A 24951-nucleotide genomic window follows, 5' to 3' on the forward strand; every position below is an offset into this window, starting at 1 on the left:
TAATATATTATTTGTGTGATTTTTTTCTGCAGTAGCATTTCTTTCTTTTTGAAATCAAATTATAGCATAATTCCATTAAAGATTTTTGTATTTACATACTTTCACTTTTGTTATAATAATCTTCTACAAATATACAAACAGCTTCAAAATATAGGTATTTTATTTCATCAAGTTGAATTTCTTCATCCATTTCTTTGAATTCTGAATCATTTACCATCTCATATTCAAATACATTAGGTCTCCAAAACCCTAATCCTAATGTAGGAAAACTATAACTATATCCCATATCTTCATCAATATAAGATCCATATTCAGAAACAAATTTCACCAATAAATTTGCCTCAGTTCTGAATACATCCACTCCATTAAATAAAACAAAATGAGTATCCATAAAACTATTAGGTATTTCTATAAAATTGACTTTATTGTCGTCATAACCTATATGATAGTCACTAACCCATTCACAAGACTCTTGCAGTTTCTTAGGCTTTCCTAATATTTTGTAAACTTCCTCTCTAGTCATTCCTAACTTTATAGGTCCAATTCTTTCTCCTTGTACTATTTCTAATATCTCCATTATTCTGCTCCTTATCTCAATTAATACTGAATTGTATGTAACACATTTAAAAAAGCTCCTTAAAATTGTCTATGTAATATCCCATAATCAAAAGTCCTAATGAATCTCTCTAACATAATTCTCCATAATAATTCTATATTCTTCTGGTCTGTAATCCATATTTCTTATTAACTTAATCATTTCATCTTTTGAAATATATTTGACATTTTCTACTTCAGATTTTTGTAATGTTAAATCGCAAATATCAATATCTTCACATACTGTATAGATGTCAATAAAATGATTATATTTTTCCCAAGTTATCCTTTTTATAAAATTTACATTTTCTATCTTTATCCCTAATTCTTCATGTATTTCTCTAATAATAGCTACTTTACTTGTTTCCCCAGCTATAACATGTCCCATATGTATATCCCATCCACCTGGCAAAAATTCTTTTGTTTTAGACCTTTGTTGAAGTAAAAACTCTCCTTTTGAGTTATGTATATATGCATGTACACCTAAATAATATTGACCATTTGACAGTATTTCACCTTTTGGTGCTATATGACCACTTTTACTTCCATCTTTATTTAATATATCAAAATACTCCATACGCTTTCTCCTCTGTTTATAAATATAGTAAAACACCTTACTCATCTAATAGATTTATATCAATATATATCAGTAGTCATTAAACTTGAATGTCCTGAAATTACTATTAAACTATCTTGCATGACTACGTATTGTTTTATATAAAAATTATTCTCATATTATTTCTTTAAAATCTTTTTCTATTACATATATCTCTCCACTTCATTAACCACTCAAATTGCTCATCCAAAAAAGATTGGCTTAAACTATTTAAGCCTTGACATTCAGTTATTGTGGCAATTAATTCATAATGCCTTACAGCAATAAAATCAAATATAGCTGCTATTTCAATATCGTTTATAGTTCTTTTTTTTGAATATCCTTGATAAAATCTCTCAAACATTTTTTTTGTACTATCATAAGTTGACTCATCAAGTTGATTAAAACCAGTATCATTACTTAAAGTAGCTACATCAATAATAGAATAAGAATATGATACAATATCAAAGTCAAATAGAATATATTTATTTAATTTTGTTTGAAGCATATTACCAGAATGTAAATCACCATGACAAAATCCATTTGGTAATCTCTTTATATTACTCCAGATTTCATTACCATAGCTTTCAAGCTCTTTGATTTTTACCGAACTATAGTGAAGTTTCTGCAAAATTGCGACGTAACGGTCAATATAAAATTCTTTATCTCGTTTAATTAAAGGATTAGGGTATTTTATCATTAGATTATGAAGTTCTCCAATTTGCTGTCCAACATTTGTTATTTCTGTACTGAAATTTGGCTCTATTCCTTCGATATAATCATATAGTATTCCAATACACTGCCCCTCTGGTATATTTAGCTTAATATATAGACTACCAACCTCGGTTGGAATAATAGAAACTACAGGATAGTTATTCTTTTTTAAAAATTGTATAACTTCAATTGATTGTAACGCTTGCTCTGTGTTAAATTGACGATAGATCTTTAGAACATACTTTTTCCTACTATTTTTTGCAAAATAAACACAACCAATCATTTCTCTATGTAGATAAATTTCTTTAAAGTTTAGTTTATAACAATTGTTTAGTATTTTAATTAAGTTATCACAATCATAATATAAATTAAGCTTGTTCAAAGTCATTCTTCCTCCAATAATGAATTAAATAAACTATCATTTCAAACAAATATTTTCTCTTATCTTTTCATTCTTTATTTCTTTTTATTTTTTTTAGCTTTGTATTTACATGTTCTAAATTTACGCTCAATCCAAAATGTTGCTTCATTAGTGCGAAACCTTAATAAAAAGCACTTAGGATCTTCGACACCTTTTTTAAAGAAATTTCTATCGCAATATTTATCAAATTCTCTTTTAATATTCATGTCTTCTACTATTTCAACATTTCCTATAAGTGTAACACTATCGCTTCCAAGATTATAACACACGCTTGCTTTCGTGTTATTTTGAAAATGCGTAGCTTTTCCGTTTATATGCGACCTTTTTGAAGTGAAAAAGTAGATTTCTGAAAAACCATTTGCTTTAATCTTGTTGATTGTACAAATACGAGGATATCCGTTTTCATTTACGGAAGCCAGAGTTACAACATCACATTTTTCTAATAACAGTCTTGCTTTTTCCTCTATTTCTCTAATTCTCTCTTTTTGAATTTCATTAGCTGTGTTCGCCATATCGTTTCTCCTTTCATTTTTTTGATAAAGTAATACCATGTTTATCTATATAGCGATTATTTAAGTTAGTATATACTAATTACCTATTTCATCATGTATCAATTTCTGTAATCTTCCAAAGCTTAATTCTTCTTTACAACCATTCGCTTTTAAAAAACCTTTCGCTAAATCTTCGACGGTCGATTCAAGCAATGTAAAAAATTGATTCATTGCAAATTCTTTTTTTATATCACTCTCGTCTTTTCCAAATACCTGAATTATGAACCCTTCAATCATTTGATCCATTCCCCACAATTTTAAATGTAATAATTCATGAACAACTAACTCTTCAAGATTTGTGGATTTTGGATTATTATTAATTAGCATTACTGCTTTTTTATCATCCATATCAATTTTTATATCTCCTGATTTTCTCCATTCTGTATCAACAATTTTTAGCTTTATATCCCAATCCCTTAATCTTAAAATATCTTGCCATTTATCAATTAATTCCTCTAATTTGCTAACATTTAAACCCATATAATCCCCCTTTGTATTTCCTACATCTCTGAACTGATAAGTAAAAAACAATACCTACTAAATATGCTAAAGTACACAATATTAGGTCATTCCAAACAGCTCCATTATTTGAATTTCAATAGTTTAAAATATGTACTATATTTATTTTTCAACAAAATATTTTCTCTACTTAATAGGCGCTTTCTTTATAGCTAATAGCTTCTTGACATCCTCTAATTCATCGGTATTTTGTACTCTGTAATTTATCCACCCTCCAGCTCCACAAGGATAACGTTTTTCCCAAAGTTCTTTTGTTTTGGGAATAAACTCACTAATCTGTTTATTTAGCTTTGAAAGTTCACCTTTACCAATCTGAATTAAAACTGTGATAGCCCCAGTTTCAAAAAACACATAGCACAAATGCTTACTCTTATGAGAATACTTATTTCCCCATCCATAATTATTACCGAATGGAAATCTCAGCTCAGTTGATAAACTATATGAATCTTTCAAAAACTCTTCAAGTGCTTCAAAAAGTAAAACACTTTCATTTCCTATTGTCTCGTATATTTCTTCCATAGAAGGAATCTTTTCTTTATTTAACATCCTTTCAAACATAACAAATTTCCTCCTTTATTTTTACCTAACATATAATTAACCATTATAAGACAACCTTTTATAATATTATATTCTTAATTACCATAATAGTAAACCTTTAACTATATAACCTTCTTCTGCACAAAAAAAATCACAGTATATTAAATACTGCAAATAATTAAGTAATATCAAATTAATATAAACATTTTTATTTCATTTATTTAATTACATTATACTATTTGTTGTTTTTACTCGTTAACAAGTATATATATATACTTGTTTAAATCAAACCTTCCTCATAATATTTAAACTGTTTCAATTGAGACTACTGCATAGTATAAAGCTAATATAACATAACTACAATACCACAAATAATAACAAAAATTCCGCCAACTCTTGTCATAGCTATATTTATATCACTAGGTTCTGCATCTTTATATTTCCATCTTTCGCCAAACATAGCCATTTGCTCAGGTATTGCTATATTTAAAATACCTATTATAATAATAAAAAGACCTGCTAATACATTCATAAAATATTTACCTCTTTCATTGAATATTTGCCAAATTGAACAACTAGTCTATTAAACTAGGTAACTTTAAGTATGAATTATAAATAATCAGTTTCCATCTTTGACCTTATCTAGAATTACATGTGCCGTTTCATAAAAAACTACCTTGTAATAACAATTTCTCCTAACGCCTCAAATTGACATTATACCAACCTTCATTAAACTCTAAATTTAACATTTTCCCAAACTCAATTCCGAATTCAATGAAACCCATACCGATAGCAGTCAGTATATTTCCATCAATACAATGAGTTTCAATCGTACCATCATTATTCTTCAATTCTGTAATATCCCTCATGTCACGCATCTGTTCCATGGTAAACCCTTCCTCAATTAATTCTTCTTTCATTACACCTGCTATGTATTTTTTGTTCTCAAGCAGTCCTGCTTTCAATAGTAATAAAGGCGAACTTGAAATGCTTGCAATGACCATCTTTGGAGAATTGAACTTCTTAAGAAAATAATGTATTTGATCATCATCAATTATATCCCTAAGATCCATACACCCAGGTATTAGCAAAGAGTCATACTCTTCAATACAAATATCATCTAATGCTTTAGTCCTTTTTACAATCAAACCTTCCTCACTTCTAGCTTCCTCTTTCAAACAGAATACATCATGCTTTCTACCACTTTGATAAAGAATTGATAATGCTACACTAATTTCGAAATTACTGAAGTAATCAAATAACAACACAGCTGTTTTTCTCTCTTTCATATTTGATACCTCCATTTTAATCATCTATGTCATTTAATGACCTAAGCTTCATCTTGTATAAGTTGATTTTTAATATAAAATTAGTACTTTTAAATTATATTTAACTTAAAGCATAGCTATTAAATTTCTTATGAATCACATGTTCTAAAAAAATTAGCCTAATATAGAAGTACATGATAACAAGAAATTCAGCAATTTGATAAATTTAAGGCTTCAATATCAAAAACATAATAGAAACCTTAACGATTATAATTAACTGTACAACGCCTGTACTAGCAGTGTCACTATTGATACTATACCGCTTTCTGCCATGCCTGATAATGATAATGTTTCATACCACTTCTTATGTTTTTCCTCATCTTTTAATTTACTAATAACATCTTTAACAATTTCTTCATTTATCTCTTTTTCATTTATTGTATTTTTCAATTCATGTAGAAAATTCTGAGCTTCTGGCTGACGAAATAGTACTTTTATTTTTTCATCTAATCTAATGTCTAGTTCAGCTACTACCCTATCAAGCTTGTTCATTACATCTATAGGATACATCACATTCAACTCTGATATTTTTTGCTTAGCTTGGCTTATTACACACGAACAAGGTATCCTATTACAATTGGGACACTTTCCAGAGTATTTACTAAATACCTGTTCATCTAGTCTATATTCTGAAAAGCCAGGAATAAAGTTAGCTTTAGCTTTCGCGTTGATTAGGTTAGCTATTCCCATAATCCATGTAAATACATCTGCTAATTCGCTCTCAATTGCACTTGGAAAGAAATATCTTATTCGATATGATTCAGACGTTTCACCTAGTTCCTCAATTAAATGAGCAAAATTGCTTTTTTGATCATAACCATCTGGATTCCTTGGATATATTCGCTCAAACATACTTTGCCATTCATCTAATGTTCTAGGCTTATCACTAATACAATCAGAAAGTTCTTGTAAAGCAGATGAGTTATCTTCAAGATTTTTTCTTTCACCTGTACAAATACATGGTTTCTTTAAACAATAAGGACAACAATTCGGAAACTTTTTCCATAATGCTTTTTCAATATCCAATTTAATATCTACTTTAACAATTAAACTACAAAACCATGAGAATACATCAGGTAAATTCTCAGCTAAACCTTTTTCATACCCTTTATTAATAAATTGACTACATGCTGCAATTGACTCTAATAACCTAGCAAGCACTTGATAAAAATTTCTCTCATTATTTTGAATAGGCTCATAAATCTCTTCAAACATTTTTACATATTGGTTTAAACTTTGTTTTCTTTTGTATACTACTTTCATTATGCCACCCCCTAATTTTATAATAATTTTCATTTTATTGAAAATAATTTTAAACAATAAGCTACCTTTAACATTCACGAACCAAAGTTTGCGAACTTCCTGTAGTAGAACTCCTTATACTCCATCTTTTTATACAATTCACCTTGTATCTTTCAAATTTTTTTACAACATGTATATATCTCCATACAACATATAGTTAGAATATTATAAGACAACCCCCTACATCATTATACTCTTTTTTACCATAACAGTAAACACTTAACTATAAAGCCTCCTTTTTCTGTGCAAAAAAATTGCAGTAAATTAACTACTGCAAATAATAAATCATATATTAATGTAAAGATAACATTAATTGCGTTTTATTTCATCTCTTTAATTACATGTATATATCAGTTTTACTTGTTTAAATACTTATAACACCTGCTTTAAACTTTGTATTACGTCATCTTTGTCTATTTATTAATACTCCTGTGATGTGCGCACAGAAATACAAATTACCTTTATTTAGGTTATCTTTAATGTTCCATACTTATTAAATATTTACGAAAAAAAGAAACTAAAAAGTCTCTATTCGGAATTATCTCCTTCATTATTTTATTACAAGTTTCATAAGCCATTTCATAATCGAAATTTGTTATTATTTTTGCTTCTAGAGCTTCTTTTAACTCATCTTCATCAAGGATAACTACTTTAAAATCTGATGAAACAGCAATATCTAGATATAGGTCATAGAAAAAGGGATTACCCAATTCATCAATTGAATTTTCTTTTGTCATATCGAAATACCATTCAATTATTTCACCTGATCTATTATACACAGCACTAACGCACCACTTTTCATTGTCTGGTAAAAAAACTAAACATTTATAACCATCATCAAATAAACAGTTTTCTGACTGCTCATAATCAACAGTAATCTTTCGCTTTACCTTATCAACTTTAATTAATGAAATATATCCACTAAATATGTCGTCTATATGCTTAAATTGGGATGAATATGAATCTAGCCATTTCCAATTGATCCCGTTTATATATTTTCTTTTCATAATAATTCCTCCCAATCTCGCTAACACCGTTCAATTGACATTCTACAAAACTGTGCTACTATGCACACTTGCTCAAAACTTTATTTAGGTATAGTTATGTGTCCTGTAATTCAGAGACCGATAGACGTCGCGACTATACACCTGATTAAGCCTATAGGCACCCTTTACATAATTTACAAATGTATCTTAAACTAAAACTCCTTATATAAGTATTTTATGTTTGATATAACAGTCCATCCGATCGAGTTCCAAAATTCTTTTGAACCAGGATTATTAACATTAATAAATAAAAATCCTGTAGTAATACCAGCTTTTTTTAATTCTTCTAAAGAACGTTGCTCCATCCTTCTTCCAATACCTTTATTTCTAAATTCACTATAAACTGCTGTATGATAAATAGAACCTCTTCTACCATCATGCCCACACATTAAAGCACCAATTAATTTTCCTTCCTTCGTACATGCTACGGAACTCAATCCAGGATTTCTATTTAGATACTTTATTAGAATTTCTTTAGTATCAAAATTTGTTGAAAAACCTACATTAAAAGATATTCTCCATAATTTAAGAGCTTCATCTAAATCTGACTCTTTCATTGCACGAATTACTGCTTCATCATTCATCTTAATCACCTCATGTTACTTTATTATTCCTATAGCTCTCTCAGATAATTTTTATTTACACGTCATATAAAAATGATTCTTATTTTTTATTTTATTAATCTCTACCACATTGATATTTGTAATTTCTATGTATCATTCCTTGAGATTTTATCATTCCTAATTTCTTATAAAAAGATAGAAGATTTTCATCACAGCATAAATCAACCATATAAAAATCATTTAATTCTTCTAACATTTTTTTAACCAATTCAGAGCCGATACCCTGTCTTTGATATTTAGGTAACACTTCTAAAAGACGAATATAAGCCGATAGAATTCCGTCGCTAACAGCATTTATAAATCCAATAATTTTGTTGCTCTTTTCATCTATAGCAACTAAAGATCTATAGCTTTTTTCTAATATTTCTTTATGTTTTTCTTCACTTGGGGGATTTGGCCAATCTTTAAAAAAACCTGCTCCTAATTCTAAGTGTTTTAATTCGTCAGAATAAGTTTTATATAAAATCAAAATTACCACTCCTTATTTGTAAGTAACTTTCTACATTTTTTTATTAATAAAATTCCATAAAATTGCTATTCCAAGAGCATTAGCCTCTATTATTAAGAGGGTTTTTGAACTTAGGTTCATAAAACCCTCTTAATAATAGAATTCCCCCTACTTCATCATTATTCAAAGAACTTCGTATATTTCTAAGACTATTTTTTATAACATGGTATATATATCTCCGTAATTTTTGGACTTGAATGACTGAGAAGTTGCTGTATATATCTAAGATAAGTCTCTCTAGCAAACGCAGGAACCGTCCCCTATGATTCTGTTCTATAATTAATATTTGCTTTTCTAGCCTGAGAACATAAATATCGTTTCTGAACTTTATATGTAATCCCATCTTTAATGAATATAGAACCAAGCTGCCTGAATTCAAAATTAACATTCTTTTTAATGCACTGTTCTCTTATATCTAGAACCCAATCATAGTATAAAGGTCTAACATCCTTTCCTGATTCTCCACCTACAACCACATAATCAAATGTATTATCCAAATAATCTGATATATCTATTTTTTCAAGCATAGGTTGAATCGTAATTAATTTGTGTTTTATTGGTAATTCTTTTAAAATAGAAATTCTTTCATCTGCTCTAATTTGATTTTCAACAGTTGAACAAACTGTTACATTATCAAAACCATATTCAAAATCATCTGGTAATCCTATCATAAAACGTTCAATTCGCTTTGTTATAAACATGAAATTTAGATCATTACGTATTCTCATCATTTCCCATGCTTCATTTCGCCAGTTATCCGCTTCTTCAATCAAAAAGTCACTATTAAAGCATAAATACACTATTTGTCCACTTTTCATTTTGTAGTTTCCCTTATGATCTTTTTCTATAGGTTTATAAAATTCTCCTGTTTTATATATGATATCGGTATTAATACCTTTTCTTGCATTCGCTCTATGAATATAACAATTCAAACACCCTTCGCTTTTTTTATGACATCCCCTCCATGGGTTCCATACTGTCATAATTCTACCTCCCACTGAATATATAGTTATATTTATATAATCTCATAGATAAAAACACATGGACTCTTACCATCACTATTTAAAATGGATGAGACTACTTCTTTTAACCTTAACTTTAAGCCTAATGCTTTTTGATAATGAAATCTAAAATGACCAGCACAGCATTTACAATAAGATAGTGGCATCAAACTATTAGCTGGTTTAGCACCATTAAAATGCCAACAAGGACAAGTCATATTACTAATATTATAACTTCCTACAGCAACAGTTTCTATATCTCCATTCTTATTTAAGAAAGGTTTACCCATATAATTTACATTCCCTAATAAACTTAACTTCTCTTCTAATGTCTTATTTTTATTTTCCTTTGCAAAAAGCCTTGAATTTTTTAATCTTGCGCCACTTTTACAACAAGCTCTATCATACATAACTTCACTAATAGTATCATAATCTAGCAACTCCTCGCATTTTTGCATAGCAACTGCCATGAAATTAGCTAAATCTTGTTTTGGATTATCCTTATCCCTAGGATAATCAACGTTCATTATTTTTTCAATAATCATTTCATCAATATTCAATTTTCTTAAATGCTTTTCAAATCCCACTTTTCTTTCCCCCAAATCACAATATATTTTAGTTCTATAGTATACACTAGTGCACATTTTTAAATAACTCTTGAATGTTTCCAGAAGCATATTGTGCCATTTGACAACTTAATATTTATTATTTATATGCAATTACACAAAACCCGTTTGAAGTTAGTTGTTTATATGATACGTCTCTAAATCCCAATCTACTTGATAATTTACTTAATTCTTTAGCAGAATATATTTTGTAATCACCGTCATTTGAAAATTTAATAAAAAAGTTCATAATTTGCCTTAACCCGTTTGGTACAGTAAAATCATAAATTAATAATTTGCTATCCTTTTTCATTACTCTTTTCATTTCTTTTAATGCTTGCTCTGCATTTGGAAAATGATGAAATGCTGCACATGATATTATAAAGTCAAACATATTGCAATCATATGGTAAATCCTCAGCATCTCCAATACATAAATTAGCACTATCTCCCAAATTTATTTTAGCTTGTTCAATCATTTTTTCTGAATAATCTATACCATATAATTCAATATTATTAGATTTACTTGTGAAATTTTTGAGTAAATCTCCTATTCCACATCCAACATCTAATAACTTATCGCCCTCATTTGGATCTACATCATTTAATGCAGTATTTTTTAAATGAGCTGTGACTTTATGATCATTTGTACTTAAATATATATCTGCTTTATCATTAAAAGCTTTTCTAGATTTTTCTTTATAATCTCTCATTTTTATCTCCTTTATAAATACACAAACACATAATTTATAGATAATGTCATATGATTCTTGCATTTACGAAGTTTGTTGTAGTAAAATTCCTCCTATTTCATCATTTTATCCACTTCGTATAACTTTCTTTTTAATAAAAATTAGTAAATTAAACTACTTCAAATATTTAAATAATATATTAAAATGGAAATAAACATTAACTGCATTTATATTTCATCTTTCATTACATGTACATATATCAGTTTGGCTCTTTTATATACCTATAGTACATGCTTGTAAACTTTGTTTTACATCTTCTTGTATATTATTAATCCTCGTGTTATAATTGATATTTTTACTTCACTGCTTAGTATTTTTGTTGCTCTGGTATTATGAGTTAACGTAATAAATAATGGACGTAATCATTCTATATAATACATTACTCTTCAACAATCGTGCTAAATGCTTTGTACTGCTTATTCGGATCAATTGGCGGCTCACTAAAAGCAGAATAGAGTATACAGTTTGAAATTCCTTTTCCGAATCCCGGTATGATTTGTTCCATTTGCTTATGTATAAAATCAGCTTCTTTTTCCATTTGATTTTCATTAGGATTGATAATGTCCTGTTTTGTAACATATTTCACTTGATATACATAGCCCTCTTTAACAGGAATTAAATCTATATTATATATCTCAATCTCATAATTGGAAAGCTGTATTTTCATTGGAAAAGAGTAGTTATCAATAACCTCTTTTTGAAACTCTTCATACTTTGATTTGATTGTATCTTCCTTTAAATAATTCATATATTTACTAGGTCTTGAAAGTCTTAATGCTAAATATTGACAAGAACAAGCCGATAATAAGTATCCTTTGTCCTTAAATTTCTTAGCCTCATAAATCCAATCTTCAATACCCTTTCCCATTATTTCATATTCACCAAAATAAACTTTGGACATTTTCCATTCTTTATTACTGTCTTTCAATAAATTAACCATTATGAGTATATTATTAGCACCATTCTCAATAGTATAGAATGATGTAAATGCATCCATTTTATTTGTAGGTAGTGTACATGCATATCCATCAAAATCTGGAAGGAAAACTGTAATATTATCATTGTTTGAAACTGTATACAATTGTTGTAATAAAATTGGATTATTCTTTTTAAACAAATCCTTTGTTTGCATTATGTAATCTAAACTACTTTTATCAAATTGTTGATTATCAGTAATTAAACAAATATCTTTGATCATATTTATATCCTGATTTATAATTCCTTTAAAGAATTTATCAATAGTTTTTTGTGCAGATGTTTTTATTTCAGTATCTATATCATCATTATTATATGTTTTCATCGTAGATAATGTACAACCTGTTAATAGTGAAATAGCCAAAACTAAAACTATAAATTTGATTCTCATATATAACCTCCTAAATTTCTAGAAATAAAACTGGATTAAACATTAATACCTTATGATAATATGAACTTACAACCTCTGCTCATGGCTGTGAGCTTGCAAACATCTAATGCAGTGGTAACTCTATAAGCCAAAAGCTGTGTTTGTGTGAAGGTACTGTATAAAATGTATACCTCTCTCTAATCTTGTATAGATTCCTAATTTATCTATTGATTCATTCTACTCAACTTATCTCCCTAACTATACATAATTTCTATAATTCTATCCAATAACGTAATATCTTTTTGCCTGAAGAATCAGATATAACTTCATTTTCTAATTTCCCACCATTGTTCTCAATTACTTTAGAAGATCCTATGTTATCACGATCACATGTTACCAAAACTTTATCCATTCCTAATTCTTTTGCCCTCCTTAATGTTAATTTTAATAACATACTGCCATAACCTTTTCTTCTAAGTGGAGGTGGAACATCATAACCAATGTGACCTCCTTCTTTCTCCAAATGAGATACTAAATATTGTCTTAATCTACTTACTCCAAGGATCATTTCATTATCATCAATTAACCAAAATGTAATTGAAGGTACATGTCCTGTTTTTAAATTTTCTCCTTTTGAATATCTTTCTACCTTATCCATATATGCTTCAAATGTTTCTTGATACCTTAACTCTTGAACCTGTTTGTAATCTTCAACCATATAAGAAAATGCTATTTTCATATCATCAGTAGGTTCTATTAACCTCATTTAATCCCTTCTTTCTACACATCTTTTGTTATTAGTTGTCTCTACTCTCAATATATCAAAAGGAACTGTCCCTAAAGATTACAAATTATCAATTAATTTTTTTACAGGTTTTATAAATCCTAAAGCAAAGAACAATATAAATATAATACTAAATCCAACTGAAATTATTATACTTATTGAAATAAATTCTGCTAATATACCACCTATTGCCATTGCCATAGGAACTAGTGACGATGATAAAGTTCTTCTAAAACCAAATACTTTTCCTCGCATGTCATCTGAAACTGCCGCTTGCATAGTTGATTGAATTATTGAATTAATAATAGCAACAGAAAAACCGTTAATGAATAATAAGATTACAATAATAAAATAGTTAGGAACGTGTGGAAGTATTCCCATAGCCAAGCCATTAATTAACCCTCCAGCAATAAAAATCAATGACTTCTTAATATTACTCAAATCAACAATAGACAGGATTAAGAATCCTAAAAACATTCCTCCAGTTGAGAATGCCATTGCTACCCCGTATCTCTCTGGTCCAAGATATTGTTTTGAATTGAACAATGGGAGCAATAAAGTAATACCCATGATAGCAAAAAAGTTAAGAATAGCAATAGTAATATATAAATACTTAATACCTTTATTACTCTTTACATAATTGAACCCTGATTTTAAATCTTCAAAAAATTTAACTTTATTTATATCCCTCTTCTTATTTGGGATCTTTATAAACAACTCAGTACAAGCAGAGAAAATATAACTTATACCATTGATTAAAAACATGATAGGTGCACCTATTAAATGAAATAAAAATCCCCCTAAAGTTTTTCCTATAATATCTGTGCCTGTGCTAGCTAACGAAAAAGTTGAATTAGCCTTTACAAGCTTATCCTTTGGTACTAAGTCAGGAATAGAGGATTGTACAGCTGGATTAAAGAAAGAACCACAGATTCCAAGAACTATTCCACCCATGAGTACCATCCAAATCTGAATAAAATTCATAACTGCTGCTACACCAACAAAACTTATTACTATCCCTCTAATAAGATCTGTTACAATAAGTATATTTTTTCGATTATGTCTATCTACATATGTACCAGCAATAGGTGACAAAAACACTCTTGGAATAACTGCCGTTGCCATTAATATTCCCATCAAACCAGTAGATCCTGTTTTAGCTAATATCCAGAATCCTAAGGCTATATCGTATATTGAATCTCCGAAATTAGAAACAAACTGACCTTGCCATAGTAATATAAAATTCATATTCCATAATTTATTTTTTGTCTTAACTATTTTCTTTGAATTACAATTATTAGATTTAGCACTTGCATTATTGTCCATCTTTTCTCTCCTTATAACTTATTTAAATAATATGATTATTTCACTTTTTCTGTCTACTATACTAAGATGTCTCATAACTCATACATTCAAGAACTAAAATTCGTGAATGCTTCTAATATTGTTATGATTTTACGAACTTTAGTTCGCGAAATCTTTCTGTAGTACAATTCCTACTTAATCATTTTATGCAATGGACTTTGTATATTTCTAAGATTATTTTTTTAACATGTGCATATTATCTTCTTAGTTTAAAACTGGCATAACTATAATTTCATATGTTCTATGTATCTAACATGTAAAAAATGATTATAGACAATCCCACAATAACATTATACTCTTATTTACCATAACAGTAAACTGTTAACTATATAACCTTCTTTTTCTGAGAATAAGAGTGACTTAGCCACGTTAAATTGGTTACTCATATATATTTTCTAATGACATCTACCCTAATCAAACAGTAACCAACTGCTCCTAATAACTACATAAACCCATAGGGTAACCTAACTATTTTAATAATTTATTATACAAAAGTATTTATATTATATAAAAAAAATTACAGTAAATTATCTACTGCAAAGATTAAGTAATATATTATATATCAAAAGGAAATGTCAGACTGCATTAAAATTATTAAATGTATTATTTTGTCATTGTAATACTATATTTGTACAGATATTCATTTTCCTCTTCATCAAAAATAGTTCCTAATAATTTTCCGTTGTTCTTTTCTATAATTTTCTTTGAGGCTGTATTGTCTATATTACAAGTTAAAATTACTTCTTCTATTCCTATCTTTATAGCCTTTTCTAAAGCCAATTTTAAAATCTGAAAACCATAACCTCTTTTTCTACAATCTGGTGATATATCATAACCTATATGACCAGCACAATCTACCTCTTGTTGTCTAATTCTCACTACTCCTACAACTGCTTTTTTATCAATTAACCAGAATGTTGAAGTTGTAACATCCCCTTGAGGTAGGTTTTTACCCTTGGAATAATTGTGTAAGTCGTTCAAATAATCTTGGAAATTTTCCAATGCTTTTTTATATTTATTAAAATAATGTTCATCATTTATTTTTCTGTATGTTAGAGCATAATTTTCAAAACTCTTTTGATATTTTTTACTAGGCTTAACTAAAAATAAATCCTTCATAATTTATCCTCCATTTTATATATACAAATCCTTCCCTCAAGCTTTTCAATGTGTTCTTTCATATAGCTCTAGCATTTAAGAACTTTGATTCATGAAATCTTCCTGTAATAGAACCCCCTAACTTCATTATTTTATTCAATGCTTTGTATATTTCTAAGACTATTTCTTGTTACATGGGATACATCTTTGTAGTTCTTTGACTTGAACAACTATAATTTTCTGTGTTTTATTTATCTGACATAAAAAAACTATATAAAATAACACCTAATAACATTGTACTCTCATTTACCATGTCAGTAAACATTTAACTGAATATCCTTCTCTTTCTGCACAAAAAAATTGCAATAAATTAACTATTGCAAAAAGTTAAGTAATATATTAAATAAGAATACTTTAATTTCGTTTTTTATTTGATTTCTTTCATTACACTTACTAAATAAACACAACAATCAAATCCAATGATTGTTGCTTGGTTTTACTCAGTTTGCCGTCCTATTGATTTTAATTTTAGTTCTAATCTCCGATAACTTCTTTTATTTATTTTTTGTTATATTTGTCAGTTTTATGCCTATCATCACAATTCCGCCTAAAATACCAAGTAGCATATCTAGTAATGTATCATTTAAACTAACTTGCATATGCATTTGAAACAATGCATCTAAAATCCATTCGATAAATTCCCAGAATATAGTGGTCGTACAGGTTAATAAAAATACCAATAGAATTACCACTAAAAATGATGGTTTACCTAAAATATCTTTTTTTATAGCACAAGTTATACACTGTATAAAAAAATAGGTTATAGCAACACCACCAAGAAAATGCATTGGTATATCAAAAGATGGAAAAACATTATATATATTCAGTAACAAACTTGATATTACATGGATACTAAATACAGCTAATGGAGCCCAAGCTCCTTTTTTAAAGCTACATATAATCCAATCTTTAATTTGGTATTTTGTTATTTTTAAATTTTTTTTAATATTATTATAATCATAATTTCCTGATAGTTTATTCATAAAAATGCTACCTCCAACTACTATACGCATATTAATAAAAAACAATTAATCTTCAAATTATTAATTATATATCAAAGGAAACAGTTCCTAAGATTATATCTAATAGAGAAGTTAATATTAAATATTAACTTCTCCCAGAAGGTTCATTAACTATTTATTCTCTCATCAATACGCCTTACCATACTGTATGTATAGGGAGTAAAATACTTTAACCAAAATTTATTTGCATTTGGATTAATACTCTCAAAATCCACACCACAGCATTTATAGCCTTCTTTCTTTATTTTTTTAATCATGTAGGCTATTAAATTTTTATATAATCCTGTACCTCGATACTCAGGATATATATAAGCACCACAAATATTAACAGTCCCATCATCATAACATGTAAAATTCTCACCAGATGACATTATTTCTACATAACCAATCAATTTACCTTCAATATTTGCTGTAAAAAACCTTGAATTTCGCTTTCTAGATTGTTCTCTAAATTTTACAATATCAAAAAGTTGTAATGGCATAAAAGTTGGGCTGTTTTCAAGGTGCTTAACTAAATTATTTTTCAGTTCAAGTATACTTTCTATCTGATTCATAGGTATTTCTCTCATTGTAACATTGCTTTTAGCTTCATATGATATCATTTCATTATTAACTGATGTAATAGCATCAACACATCTCATGCCAAATCCATTGCGAAAATATGAATCAATCGCTATTTGATTATGAGCATATACTGCAATAGCATGACTGAATATTCCTTGTTCTACCCAAATCTTTGCAGCTTCTTGATATAACATTGAATAAATGCGTTCTCTATCTTCTTTAATAGCTCCATGCCCATGAATTGGAGAAAATACCCCTTGTACTGTTCCAAAGAAATTTTCTATTGGTCCATAACAAGTAATGAATCCAACTATCTTCTTCTTATCAAGTGCAACGACTCCAAGATTGTTACCTATCATATCAGATAACATATTACAAAACAAATCCTTATAATCTTTTCTGGGTAACTCAATAACAACATTACATTCTTCAGTATATTCAGCTAATGCAATACTAGCGGCTTCTTCAATATGATTACAATTAATTTTTTCAAATATCATTTATTAATTCTCCTTTACTATTCTATTTTCACCTCGATATACAATTTTTTATTATATAAACTTAAACTTTTCATCACAATCACTCCTTTCATTTTCCACATATTTATTTATACAAACTGCTACTTAAATAACAGATTATATTTATCATAAAATCCATTCATTCTTAACTAACCTATAGCTAGGTCAAACCCAATAACATTATACTCTATATTTAATCTAGAACATATTGGATATCTTCAATGAATTTCAATACACCCATTTCAATTTGATTCGTTAACGAATTTAAGTCATCAAAATCTGGATTATCTACCAATACGGACTCAATAATTAAATCAACACCTTTTTCTTCAGGTGAAATTTTGTATTTATTCCAATTTATATCCTGAAGCAATTGACGATATTTTGCTTGAATCTGTCTGTTATTACCTGCAAACCAAACCTCAAATCTACACTTTTCATGAATAAATACTATAGCAATTTTCAGTTTTTTATTTTTTAATGATTGAGGTGTAAAATAAAAAAATGTAATATCCATGTAGCCATGGTATATACTCCCTGATACAATATAATCTGGATGCCTATTTTTTAAATGAATTCTTAAATCCATGATAAAATCCATCAAACCTTTGTATGCTTTTTTTATATCACCATTTTCAATTTGTTTTTTATATTCATTAATATACTTATTTAAAGATTCCATGTAGAATCCCCTTTCTTAAAATACACTTTCCACAACTATCGTCCCTAACAATTTTGCAACCGTCATGATTAGACATTATTAACAGGTTTTACCTTGCGTGTCACCGCAAAGACTTGTCCTAAAAAGCATTATTGTTATAAATAATATAACAGCACAAATGCTTACACAAATCCAAGCACTTATTTTATCAAATAAAAACCCAATTACCATTTGACCTAAAGGTATTGCTCCCATACATATCGATGAATTTACAGTTCCTACTCGTCCCATTATTTCAAGTGGTACTTCCTTTTGAAACATTGTGTTTACAGCTACATTACCAATAATATTTATTACTGCTATCATAAAAGTAATAATTATCAAAGAAATATATGGTATGGTATTGGTATTAAATAAATTCAAATAAACATTTGAAGAAATTACACCAATAATTGCAATAAGTAAAGATGTGATTAGAATATCTAAGTATATAACTTTTCCTATACTTAATCTCCTACAAACAAATCCTGTTAAAAGCGGAGCAATTATCATACCTACTACCTGAATTGACTCTAACATACCGTACTGAATATCAGTTATAAAAAGTATTCTTTTCGAGATATATGGTAAACCAACAGTAAATATTGGATTAAATGCACAATTTATTATTAATCCTAAAAAGATAATATTAACCATTATTCTTTTACTCTTAATAAATTTAATTCCTTCCTGAAAATCTTTTAAAAATCTATTTAAATCTATTTTGCTAGGTTTTTTGTTTGATTTTGGAAAATCTATGAATGTTTCACTAATGGCAGATGCAATGAAACTTATTGAATTAATAACTAAAATTATAAATAAACCATAAAATCCAAATAATACTCCTGCAACAGCTGGAGCCAATAATTGTCCTATACTTAATATAAAAGAATTAACCGCATTAGCATCAACCAATTCTTCTTTTTTGACTATACTTGGAATAGCTGTTAAAATAGCAGGTTGAAATAATAGTGATGCTAATGATGTAATAATTACAAGTGTATATATGCTACCAAGTGTTAAACTTCCATTAATTTTGAATACTACTGCATAAATTGCTATAATCATTCCTCTAATTACATCTAGTAAAACAATTATTCTTTTTCTATCAAACCAATCCACTAAAACTCCAGCAATTGGACCTAAAATAATATTAGGTATCAATGTAACAGCTAAAACAGATGCAAATTTCGTAGCAGATCCTGTTATTTTTAAAACATACAGTGAAAGTGCAAAGTTCTGCATTTGCGTCCCTAGTAATGATACTAATTTTCCAAGCATTAATAATAAAAAGTCTTTTTTCTTTAGAAGCTTTAAATTCATATAATTCATCCCTTTGATTTATCATTTTAATTTATATCCACTTTATTAAACTTAATATAATCTATTATGATTTATATAAAATAGTTGATTGCTGTTATATTCTTATTATTTTACCGTAGTGCTTACGATTAGAATCATATTCCTACCAGTTACTCTTCTTTCATTAAATCGTGTTCTTGCTTCTTTTTCTTATGCCATACTTCTCTTTAGCAAAACTTTCCATAACAATAAATTTGAATCCACAATCCTCACAGTATTCATCACATTTTTTAAAGCCTAATTTACTAAATAGCCTTAACGCTGCTGTATTTTTTTCACCAGTCTCAATATGTATTCTAGATAATTGCAACTCTTTAAAAGCATATTCTATTACAGCTTTAACACTTTTGTAGGCTATGCCCTTATTCCAAAATGTCTTGTCACCAACAACTACTCCTAATTCAGCATCTGTTTTATCTTCATTAAATCCAAATAAATTTACAAAACCTATTTGCCTTTCTTCATTGTTTTCTACTATAAAATATTTATACTCATTAAGTATAGAAGTTTCATTCATTATATTATTATCAAATTTGTCACAAAAACTCTTACATTCCTTTAATAAAGCACTACTATTCACAGGAATCGGTTTTGGATCATATTTATTTAAATCTTCACTAATTGACCAAACAAATAATACCGCAGCATCATCCTCACATATGTCACGAATTTTAATTTCTTTATCTTTGTAATAATATATGATAATCTCCCCCTTATAATATTGTTTAAATTTACTTACTCCAAATAATTTTTTTCAAATTCATCCAAATCTTTATAATACCTAACCTTAGCATTAATTCTATCATAGTTCTTTTTATATTCTTCCATTGCATCATCAAATGCTTTTGCCGACAAGATTAAATTATCCACTTTAATATTTTTCATAAGATCTACTTTGTCAATATTGAATTCGCTATACATCTCGTCATAGAATTGCTGACAACTCGCAGCTGCCATCAACGATAAATAAACATCATTTTTTTGTGCAGCATAATACATTTTATTTTTCCAATTAGAAAAGATTTCTTCATAAGAACCATCAATATTAGTTTCTGAGATTTCCTTCTTTGGAGTAACTTTATCTTTCATTTTCTTTGCAAAATCTTTTACTGCTTGCATTAATGTTGTTGATGTTTCTTTAATCTCTACAACACTCTGTGCTTTGATTAATTTCCAATACACTTCATTAAACCCTATCGGAAGATATTTCATCACAGAAATTTCTTCTGGAATTCTTTTAACACCTCTTTTTATATATGCCTTATTATACATATAAACAGCAAACTCAATATTATTTAGCATCCTTGCTACTGCATATCTGCATTCTCCATATTTATTACTCAGCATTATATCAGCATATTCTTTACTTGCTTCATCAACAAATTTTTCTGCCTTATCATTATCTTTTATTGAATATTCCGTATTTAGCTTACTAAAAACATTCGATCTAAATTCCATATATCTGTTAATGTACTTTTCATCACTGCAATAAACAATATCTAGCTCAAATAATTTTGTAATATAAGGATTATTGTATTCTGCCATTTTCTCTAATTTACTCCATGGAGTACAATATATATCAAAAGCTACATCATCTATAATAAAGCATGATGCTATCTTCCAAGCACTATCATCATTAATAACAATACATAAATCCAAGTCAGATTTTTCATGTATGTCGCCCGAATAAAATGAACCTGCAATTCCTATTAATGCAATTGCACCTGGACAGACATTTTCTGCCTTTTTGATAACCGCTTTAATTATTCTATCATTTCTTTCTTCTAATTTCTTTTTTATATGCGCTTTCATAGCTGTACCTCCAGTAATTCAGGTATATTTTTTCTCCCTTTTATTTTATAATTTATAACCAAAGTAAATCTCCAATGAGATGTTATTCTACCAAATTCTTTTATGCTAGAAGAAACATTGTCATTTCCCTCGGTTTTTTAAGTAAACTATAGTTTAGTACCCCTTCATATATCAAACTTACTTTATTTAATGTCATATAAATCATCTTCCTTATATAAATATATCTATACCAAGACGTAAGAGACCCTCATCTCTATAGGTGGAGGGTACCGATTAGATTAAACAAATTAATTGACTATCTAATAAAAGTATTAAGCATCTTAACTAAAACATCCTCATTTATCTCTATATTGAAAGCTATATGATACAAAATACCTTCTTTGTATGTAAGAATTTCATCTCCAACAGTATATACTAATGTAATACTATCATCTAGATTATACTTATAATACATATAAGTAAGCGATTCACAAGTAGTATTTTTAAAGTGAATATAACTCATATCATCTTTCAATTTTAGAATTTCAACTTCATTTCCAAATAAATCTTCTTTTTGTTTTATGTATTGTTCTTTTAAGTTCTCAAAGTTATCCTTAAAATTTCTTACCTCATAAGCAGAAAAAATTATAAAATTTCCTCCATCTTTATGATATTGTATTTGCACATGCTGATATGTTTCATCTTCTGTTTTTCCTTTATTCTCAACTACATATATTTCTTTACTACTATAATCAAAAATTTTTTTATCTCTTATTGGCATAAAATTAATTTTTTCATATAGATTTCTTGATATTTTTTGTATGTTGTTCATATCCTCAACTGGCTTATAATAAAAAAACTTATTATCTTTGCTTCCATACAGAATAAATTCTCCTAATTGTCGAGGACTTGCAAACACATCTTCCTTGATTTTCTGTACCTCTTTATTTTTTTGAATAGAAACAACTAGTATAACCATTACTAAAGTCAATATAAAAACAATAAATTTTTTCCTCATTATTTTCATCCTTTCACCCTGTCCACTAATTAAGTTGAATAAATATCTTATAACATTAGGATTTACGAACCCATCTACTTAATCATTTTATCCTCTGCCATCTCTTTTGTTTCAATGTTCAGTTAAGGTATTTCAATTGATATACTATCAGTTTCGAGTATCTTTATGCCATTTTTTTTATCACAGCCTACCGCAATCATGATATTGAATTTCTCTAATTGCTGTATTGCATTTTCATCTGGAACTAAATCAATCACAACAGTTCCTGTACCACCTCCTGTCGGTATATAACTATGATCTCTTCCTATTTCTATAAACTTGTGCCATTCATATAACTCAGAATCAGTAGTATGCCATGTCGTTACATACTCCGCAGGTAATGCTTGAGCTTTGTTTTCAGGATAGCTGCTTATTATGTTGGAAACATTCCACTTTTTAGGAATATAGAAAACAACTCCACCCCAATCATCAGGGTCTACCTCAATCCAAGCAACAATATGTATATGTTCAGGAATTTCCTCAGTACCTTCTATAAATATCGTTCCTTTTACCGACGTATTCATTTTCGTAGAATCGGAATTTACTCTAAAATCTTTAATCTGGATTATATTTTCATTGACTATTGTCTTATCAGAAGTTTTTTTATTTTGATGACAGCTAGAAAAAAGTATAGAAACCACTATTGTGATTAATAAGGCAAGCGGTATATATATGGCTTTTTTTTTCATATTTACCTCCCTATTATAAGTAGAACATTGTATATACTCATATTATATATTAACTTCGTTTTTTGTGTTAGTTTATTTGATATTCTCCATTCTCATAAGAAAGTGGAGTTTCTTTCAAAATATCTTTGAATTATATGCCATATACGAGAAAACTTATCAAAAAGAGCCATGATTAATGATTTGCTAAATGTAATGTAAAGATTACTACTTATCGTGTTGTTTTGGGTATCATTATTGTTTTAACTACAAATGCATATTCGTATTCATAGTTATCCCATTCACAACTCAATCTTAACCCCCTGTATTTATACCCTCTCAAATCCGATTCTAATAACTCTGCAGAAGTTCTTCCGAGTTTAAATGAATAAACATTGCCATCAGATTGTATTTCTCTATAATCCGCTTCACCAAACTTATTTGTACCATCAAGCTCATGTATATAATGGTCATATAGAGTGATCCTTTTAGGTGGTATGTTGTTGAACTCTATCTCTATAGTTTCATCCGCTTTGACTAGAACAAGTTCCGATTGTTCGTCTAAAAGCATCTTGAAAATGTTAGCTATTTTTTCGTTGTCGTTAAGATTATCTTTTTCAATTATTGTCTTATGATATCCAATTGTTTTACTACTACCTGTTATCGTCACATCTGATATATCAAGCCTTCCTTCGCTTTGGCACCCAAAAAATGAAATAATCGCAGTCAAAAAAAATAAAATAATTAACATCCTCTTAAACATAGCCATCCCCCTTCGGCCATCACCAATATAAATATACATCTGACATCATTTCTACAACACCTATTATCTGTAAATTTGTATAGTTATATTTTAACATATTGTTCATTTATTTTTAATGGGCATTTTTGTAGTTTAAACTTTTTTATAATCAAAAGTGCCGGTAAACTTCGTAAAAACAGTCTATTTTTGCACAATCTACCTTTTCAGTGGTTGTTCAACTTTAATCCAACACTTTCAGTTGTTTTCTATAAATGTAATTTTCATGATCATCTTTAATTTCAGTTTTACCAAAACCGTTAGTTTTCCAGAAGTTCTCGTTGCGATGATTAGACACATTTAAATTAATATATACTGCTCCTTTACGAATAATTTCTTGCTCCAGTAATTCAAATGCTTCTTTCCCAAAACCATTATTTCTATATCCTTTATGAATACAGTAATCAAGAATAAAGCATTTCCCATCCTCAGAATTATAAATTACAAAATCTACAAATCCTACATTAATATTTTCTTGATAAAAAAATATAATGTAGAGCGGATCAATAGAACGCTTATATAGATTCATAATGTGATTTTTGTAATTATCCGAAAAAAACCATTCAATACCTTCTTTGGTTAGGGAAGCTCCATATTCAATATTAGGAATGATATCCTCCAGCATATATTCATTTCGTTTCTTCCAAAAATAATCTATATCTTCTATCGTTTCTACATACTCAAATTTAAGTTTATTTTTCATCCTTCTCATCCTCCAAGTATATA

The 24951-nt window shown here is 28.2% G+C and carries 29 protein-coding genes; all 29 read right to left on the bottom strand.

Annotated features, from left to right (window positions below; translation table 11 throughout):
- Positions 1 to 91: 91 nt before the first annotated feature.
- A complete protein-coding gene (locus tag AYC61_RS05970) occupies positions 92 to 577 on the bottom strand; it encodes a hypothetical protein (protein ID WP_066498176.1) in 486 nt (161 codons plus the stop codon).
- Positions 578 to 673: 96 nt separating this feature from the next.
- Entirely contained in the window at positions 674 to 1171 is a 498-nt protein-coding gene (locus AYC61_RS05975; RefSeq protein ID WP_066498177.1) for an NUDIX domain-containing protein, read from the bottom strand.
- Between the two features lie 166 nt (positions 1172 to 1337).
- Positions 1338 to 2285 carry a phosphotransferase gene (locus AYC61_RS05980; protein ID WP_162265442.1) on the bottom strand — a complete coding sequence of 316 codons (948 nt, stop codon included), beginning with the start codon at positions 2283 to 2285 and terminating at the stop codon, positions 1338 to 1340.
- Between the two features lie 74 nt (positions 2286 to 2359).
- Positions 2360 to 2836: a pyridoxamine 5'-phosphate oxidase family protein gene (locus tag AYC61_RS05985; protein ID WP_066498181.1), complete on the bottom strand. Its 477-nt coding sequence runs from the start codon at positions 2834 to 2836 to the stop codon at positions 2360 to 2362.
- Between the two features lie 75 nt (positions 2837 to 2911).
- Positions 2912 to 3355, bottom strand: a complete 444-nt coding sequence (locus tag AYC61_RS05990) for a hypothetical protein (protein ID WP_066498182.1) — start codon at positions 3353 to 3355, stop codon at positions 2912 to 2914.
- A 165-nt stretch (positions 3356 to 3520) separates the two neighbouring features.
- A complete protein-coding gene (locus AYC61_RS05995; RefSeq protein ID WP_066498183.1) occupies positions 3521 to 3952 on the bottom strand; it encodes a DUF3788 domain-containing protein in 432 nt (143 codons plus the stop codon).
- A gap of 322 nt (positions 3953 to 4274) precedes the next feature.
- Positions 4275 to 4463 (bottom strand): DUF6199 family natural product biosynthesis protein, encoded by a 189-nt coding sequence (locus tag AYC61_RS06000; RefSeq protein ID WP_066498186.1) that lies wholly within the window; start codon positions 4461 to 4463, stop codon positions 4275 to 4277.
- 163 nt (positions 4464 to 4626) lie between these two features.
- The gene (locus AYC61_RS06005) at positions 4627 to 5220 is read right to left on the bottom strand and encodes a DJ-1/PfpI family protein (RefSeq protein WP_066498188.1); all 594 of its coding nucleotides are present in this window, start codon (positions 5218 to 5220) and stop codon (positions 4627 to 4629) included.
- A gap of 252 nt (positions 5221 to 5472) precedes the next feature.
- The gene (locus AYC61_RS06010; protein WP_066498191.1) at positions 5473 to 6522 is read right to left on the bottom strand and encodes a nucleoside triphosphate pyrophosphohydrolase family protein; all 1050 of its coding nucleotides are present in this window, start codon (positions 6520 to 6522) and stop codon (positions 5473 to 5475) included.
- A gap of 515 nt (positions 6523 to 7037) precedes the next feature.
- Complete coding sequence (locus tag AYC61_RS06015; protein WP_066498193.1) at positions 7038 to 7568, bottom strand: ribonuclease FAU-1 family protein; 531 nt, start codon at positions 7566 to 7568, stop codon at positions 7038 to 7040.
- Between the two features lie 191 nt (positions 7569 to 7759).
- Positions 7760 to 8191: a GNAT family N-acetyltransferase gene (locus AYC61_RS06020; protein WP_066498195.1), complete on the bottom strand. Its 432-nt coding sequence runs from the start codon at positions 8189 to 8191 to the stop codon at positions 7760 to 7762.
- A 94-nt stretch (positions 8192 to 8285) separates the two neighbouring features.
- Positions 8286 to 8699: a GNAT family N-acetyltransferase gene (locus AYC61_RS06025; protein WP_156456368.1), complete on the bottom strand. Its 414-nt coding sequence runs from the start codon at positions 8697 to 8699 to the stop codon at positions 8286 to 8288.
- Positions 8700 to 8998: 299 nt separating this feature from the next.
- Positions 8999 to 9721: a DUF5131 family protein gene (locus AYC61_RS06030; protein ID WP_066498199.1), complete on the bottom strand. Its 723-nt coding sequence runs from the start codon at positions 9719 to 9721 to the stop codon at positions 8999 to 9001.
- 32 nt (positions 9722 to 9753) lie between these two features.
- Entirely contained in the window at positions 9754 to 10326 is a 573-nt protein-coding gene (locus tag AYC61_RS06035; RefSeq protein WP_066498201.1) for a hypothetical protein, read from the bottom strand.
- Between the two features lie 118 nt (positions 10327 to 10444).
- The gene (locus tag AYC61_RS06040; RefSeq protein WP_162265443.1) at positions 10445 to 11056 is read right to left on the bottom strand and encodes a class I SAM-dependent methyltransferase; all 612 of its coding nucleotides are present in this window, start codon (positions 11054 to 11056) and stop codon (positions 10445 to 10447) included.
- Positions 11057 to 11474: 418 nt separating this feature from the next.
- The gene (locus AYC61_RS06045; RefSeq protein ID WP_066498205.1) at positions 11475 to 12461 is read right to left on the bottom strand and encodes a polysaccharide biosynthesis/export family protein; all 987 of its coding nucleotides are present in this window, start codon (positions 12459 to 12461) and stop codon (positions 11475 to 11477) included.
- Positions 12462 to 12711: 250 nt separating this feature from the next.
- The gene (locus AYC61_RS06050) at positions 12712 to 13206 is read right to left on the bottom strand and encodes a GNAT family N-acetyltransferase (protein ID WP_066498207.1); all 495 of its coding nucleotides are present in this window, start codon (positions 13204 to 13206) and stop codon (positions 12712 to 12714) included.
- 78 nt (positions 13207 to 13284) lie between these two features.
- A complete protein-coding gene (locus AYC61_RS06055) occupies positions 13285 to 14550 on the bottom strand; it encodes an MFS transporter (protein ID WP_066498210.1) in 1266 nt (421 codons plus the stop codon).
- A 642-nt stretch (positions 14551 to 15192) separates the two neighbouring features.
- Positions 15193 to 15708 (bottom strand): GNAT family N-acetyltransferase, encoded by a 516-nt coding sequence (locus AYC61_RS06060; protein ID WP_066498211.1) that lies wholly within the window; start codon positions 15706 to 15708, stop codon positions 15193 to 15195.
- 533 nt (positions 15709 to 16241) lie between these two features.
- Complete coding sequence (locus tag AYC61_RS06065) at positions 16242 to 16730, bottom strand: DUF2238 domain-containing protein (RefSeq protein WP_066498212.1); 489 nt, start codon at positions 16728 to 16730, stop codon at positions 16242 to 16244.
- A 146-nt stretch (positions 16731 to 16876) separates the two neighbouring features.
- Positions 16877 to 17833: a GNAT family N-acetyltransferase gene (locus AYC61_RS06070; protein WP_066498213.1), complete on the bottom strand. Its 957-nt coding sequence runs from the start codon at positions 17831 to 17833 to the stop codon at positions 16877 to 16879.
- A gap of 211 nt (positions 17834 to 18044) precedes the next feature.
- Positions 18045 to 18533 (bottom strand): DUF7000 family protein, encoded by a 489-nt coding sequence (locus AYC61_RS06075; RefSeq protein WP_066498214.1) that lies wholly within the window; start codon positions 18531 to 18533, stop codon positions 18045 to 18047.
- A 78-nt stretch (positions 18534 to 18611) separates the two neighbouring features.
- Positions 18612 to 19874, bottom strand: coding sequence for an MFS transporter (locus tag AYC61_RS06080; RefSeq protein WP_066498215.1), 1263 nt, complete (start codon positions 19872 to 19874; stop codon positions 18612 to 18614).
- 163 nt (positions 19875 to 20037) lie between these two features.
- A complete protein-coding gene (locus AYC61_RS06085) occupies positions 20038 to 20619 on the bottom strand; it encodes a GNAT family N-acetyltransferase (RefSeq protein ID WP_338026024.1) in 582 nt (193 codons plus the stop codon).
- A gap of 29 nt (positions 20620 to 20648) precedes the next feature.
- A complete protein-coding gene (locus AYC61_RS06090; protein WP_066498218.1) occupies positions 20649 to 21725 on the bottom strand; it encodes a hypothetical protein in 1077 nt (358 codons plus the stop codon).
- 295 nt (positions 21726 to 22020) lie between these two features.
- Positions 22021 to 22722, bottom strand: a complete 702-nt coding sequence (locus AYC61_RS06095; protein ID WP_066498220.1) for a hypothetical protein — start codon at positions 22720 to 22722, stop codon at positions 22021 to 22023.
- A gap of 122 nt (positions 22723 to 22844) precedes the next feature.
- Positions 22845 to 23450 carry a hypothetical protein gene (locus tag AYC61_RS06100; protein WP_066498221.1) on the bottom strand — a complete coding sequence of 202 codons (606 nt, stop codon included), beginning with the start codon at positions 23448 to 23450 and terminating at the stop codon, positions 22845 to 22847.
- Between the two features lie 208 nt (positions 23451 to 23658).
- Complete coding sequence (locus AYC61_RS06105) at positions 23659 to 24189, bottom strand: hypothetical protein (protein WP_066498223.1); 531 nt, start codon at positions 24187 to 24189, stop codon at positions 23659 to 23661.
- Positions 24190 to 24409: 220 nt separating this feature from the next.
- Positions 24410 to 24928 carry a GNAT family N-acetyltransferase gene (locus tag AYC61_RS06110; RefSeq protein ID WP_066498230.1) on the bottom strand — a complete coding sequence of 173 codons (519 nt, stop codon included), beginning with the start codon at positions 24926 to 24928 and terminating at the stop codon, positions 24410 to 24412.
- Between the last annotated feature and the right edge of the window lie 23 nt (positions 24929 to 24951).

Origin of the sequence: Abyssisolibacter fermentans, assembly GCF_001559865.1 — a bacterium.
In the GTDB taxonomy this organism is placed as follows: Bacteria; Bacillota; Clostridia; order Tissierellales; family MCWD3; genus Abyssisolibacter; species Abyssisolibacter fermentans.

Bases quoted from the DNA above. Each gene is read 5' to 3' on its own strand.
- AYC61_RS05970 (WP_066498176.1), bottom strand. From the start codon at position 577: ATGGAGATATTAGAAATAGTACAAGGAGAAAGAATTGGACCTATAAAG.
- AYC61_RS05975 (WP_066498177.1), bottom strand. From the start codon at position 1,171: ATGGAGTATTTTGATATATTAAATAAAGATGGAAGTAAAAGTGGTCAT.
- AYC61_RS05985 (WP_066498181.1), bottom strand. From the start codon at position 2,836: ATGGCGAACACAGCTAATGAAATTCAAAAAGAGAGAATTAGAGAAATA.
- AYC61_RS05990 (WP_066498182.1), bottom strand. From the start codon at position 3,355: ATGGGTTTAAATGTTAGCAAATTAGAGGAATTAATTGATAAATGGCAA.
- AYC61_RS05995 (WP_066498183.1), bottom strand. From the start codon at position 3,952: ATGTTTGAAAGGATGTTAAATAAAGAAAAGATTCCTTCTATGGAAGAA.
- AYC61_RS06000 (WP_066498186.1), bottom strand. From the start codon at position 4,463: ATGAATGTATTAGCAGGTCTTTTTATTATTATAATAGGTATTTTAAAT.
- AYC61_RS06005 (WP_066498188.1), bottom strand. From the start codon at position 5,220: ATGAAAGAGAGAAAAACAGCTGTGTTGTTATTTGATTACTTCAGTAAT.
- AYC61_RS06010 (WP_066498191.1), bottom strand. From the start codon at position 6,522: ATGAAAGTAGTATACAAAAGAAAACAAAGTTTAAACCAATATGTAAAA.
- AYC61_RS06015 (WP_066498193.1), bottom strand. From the start codon at position 7,568: ATGAAAAGAAAATATATAAACGGGATCAATTGGAAATGGCTAGATTCA.
- AYC61_RS06020 (WP_066498195.1), bottom strand. From the start codon at position 8,191: ATGAATGATGAAGCAGTAATTCGTGCAATGAAAGAGTCAGATTTAGAT.
- AYC61_RS06030 (WP_066498199.1), bottom strand. From the start codon at position 9,721: ATGACAGTATGGAACCCATGGAGGGGATGTCATAAAAAAAGCGAAGGG.
- AYC61_RS06040 (WP_162265443.1), bottom strand. From the start codon at position 11,056: ATGAGAGATTATAAAGAAAAATCTAGAAAAGCTTTTAATGATAAAGCA.
- AYC61_RS06045 (WP_066498205.1), bottom strand. From the start codon at position 12,461: ATGAGAATCAAATTTATAGTTTTAGTTTTGGCTATTTCACTATTAACA.
- AYC61_RS06050 (WP_066498207.1), bottom strand. From the start codon at position 13,206: ATGAGGTTAATAGAACCTACTGATGATATGAAAATAGCATTTTCTTAT.
- AYC61_RS06055 (WP_066498210.1), bottom strand. From the start codon at position 14,550: ATGGACAATAATGCAAGTGCTAAATCTAATAATTGTAATTCAAAGAAA.
- AYC61_RS06060 (WP_066498211.1), bottom strand. From the start codon at position 15,708: ATGAAGGATTTATTTTTAGTTAAGCCTAGTAAAAAATATCAAAAGAGT.
- AYC61_RS06065 (WP_066498212.1), bottom strand. From the start codon at position 16,730: ATGAATAAACTATCAGGAAATTATGATTATAATAATATTAAAAAAAAT.
- AYC61_RS06070 (WP_066498213.1), bottom strand. From the start codon at position 17,833: ATGATATTTGAAAAAATTAATTGTAATCATATTGAAGAAGCCGCTAGT.
- AYC61_RS06075 (WP_066498214.1), bottom strand. From the start codon at position 18,533: ATGGAATCTTTAAATAAGTATATTAATGAATATAAAAAACAAATTGAA.
- AYC61_RS06080 (WP_066498215.1), bottom strand. From the start codon at position 19,874: ATGAATTTAAAGCTTCTAAAGAAAAAAGACTTTTTATTATTAATGCTT.
- AYC61_RS06090 (WP_066498218.1), bottom strand. From the start codon at position 21,725: ATGAAAGCGCATATAAAAAAGAAATTAGAAGAAAGAAATGATAGAATA.
- AYC61_RS06095 (WP_066498220.1), bottom strand. From the start codon at position 22,722: ATGAGGAAAAAATTTATTGTTTTTATATTGACTTTAGTAATGGTTATA.
- AYC61_RS06100 (WP_066498221.1), bottom strand. From the start codon at position 23,450: ATGAAAAAAAAAGCCATATATATACCGCTTGCCTTATTAATCACAATA.
- AYC61_RS06105 (WP_066498223.1), bottom strand. From the start codon at position 24,189: ATGTTTAAGAGGATGTTAATTATTTTATTTTTTTTGACTGCGATTATT.
- AYC61_RS06110 (WP_066498230.1), bottom strand. From the start codon at position 24,928: ATGAAAAATAAACTTAAATTTGAGTATGTAGAAACGATAGAAGATATA.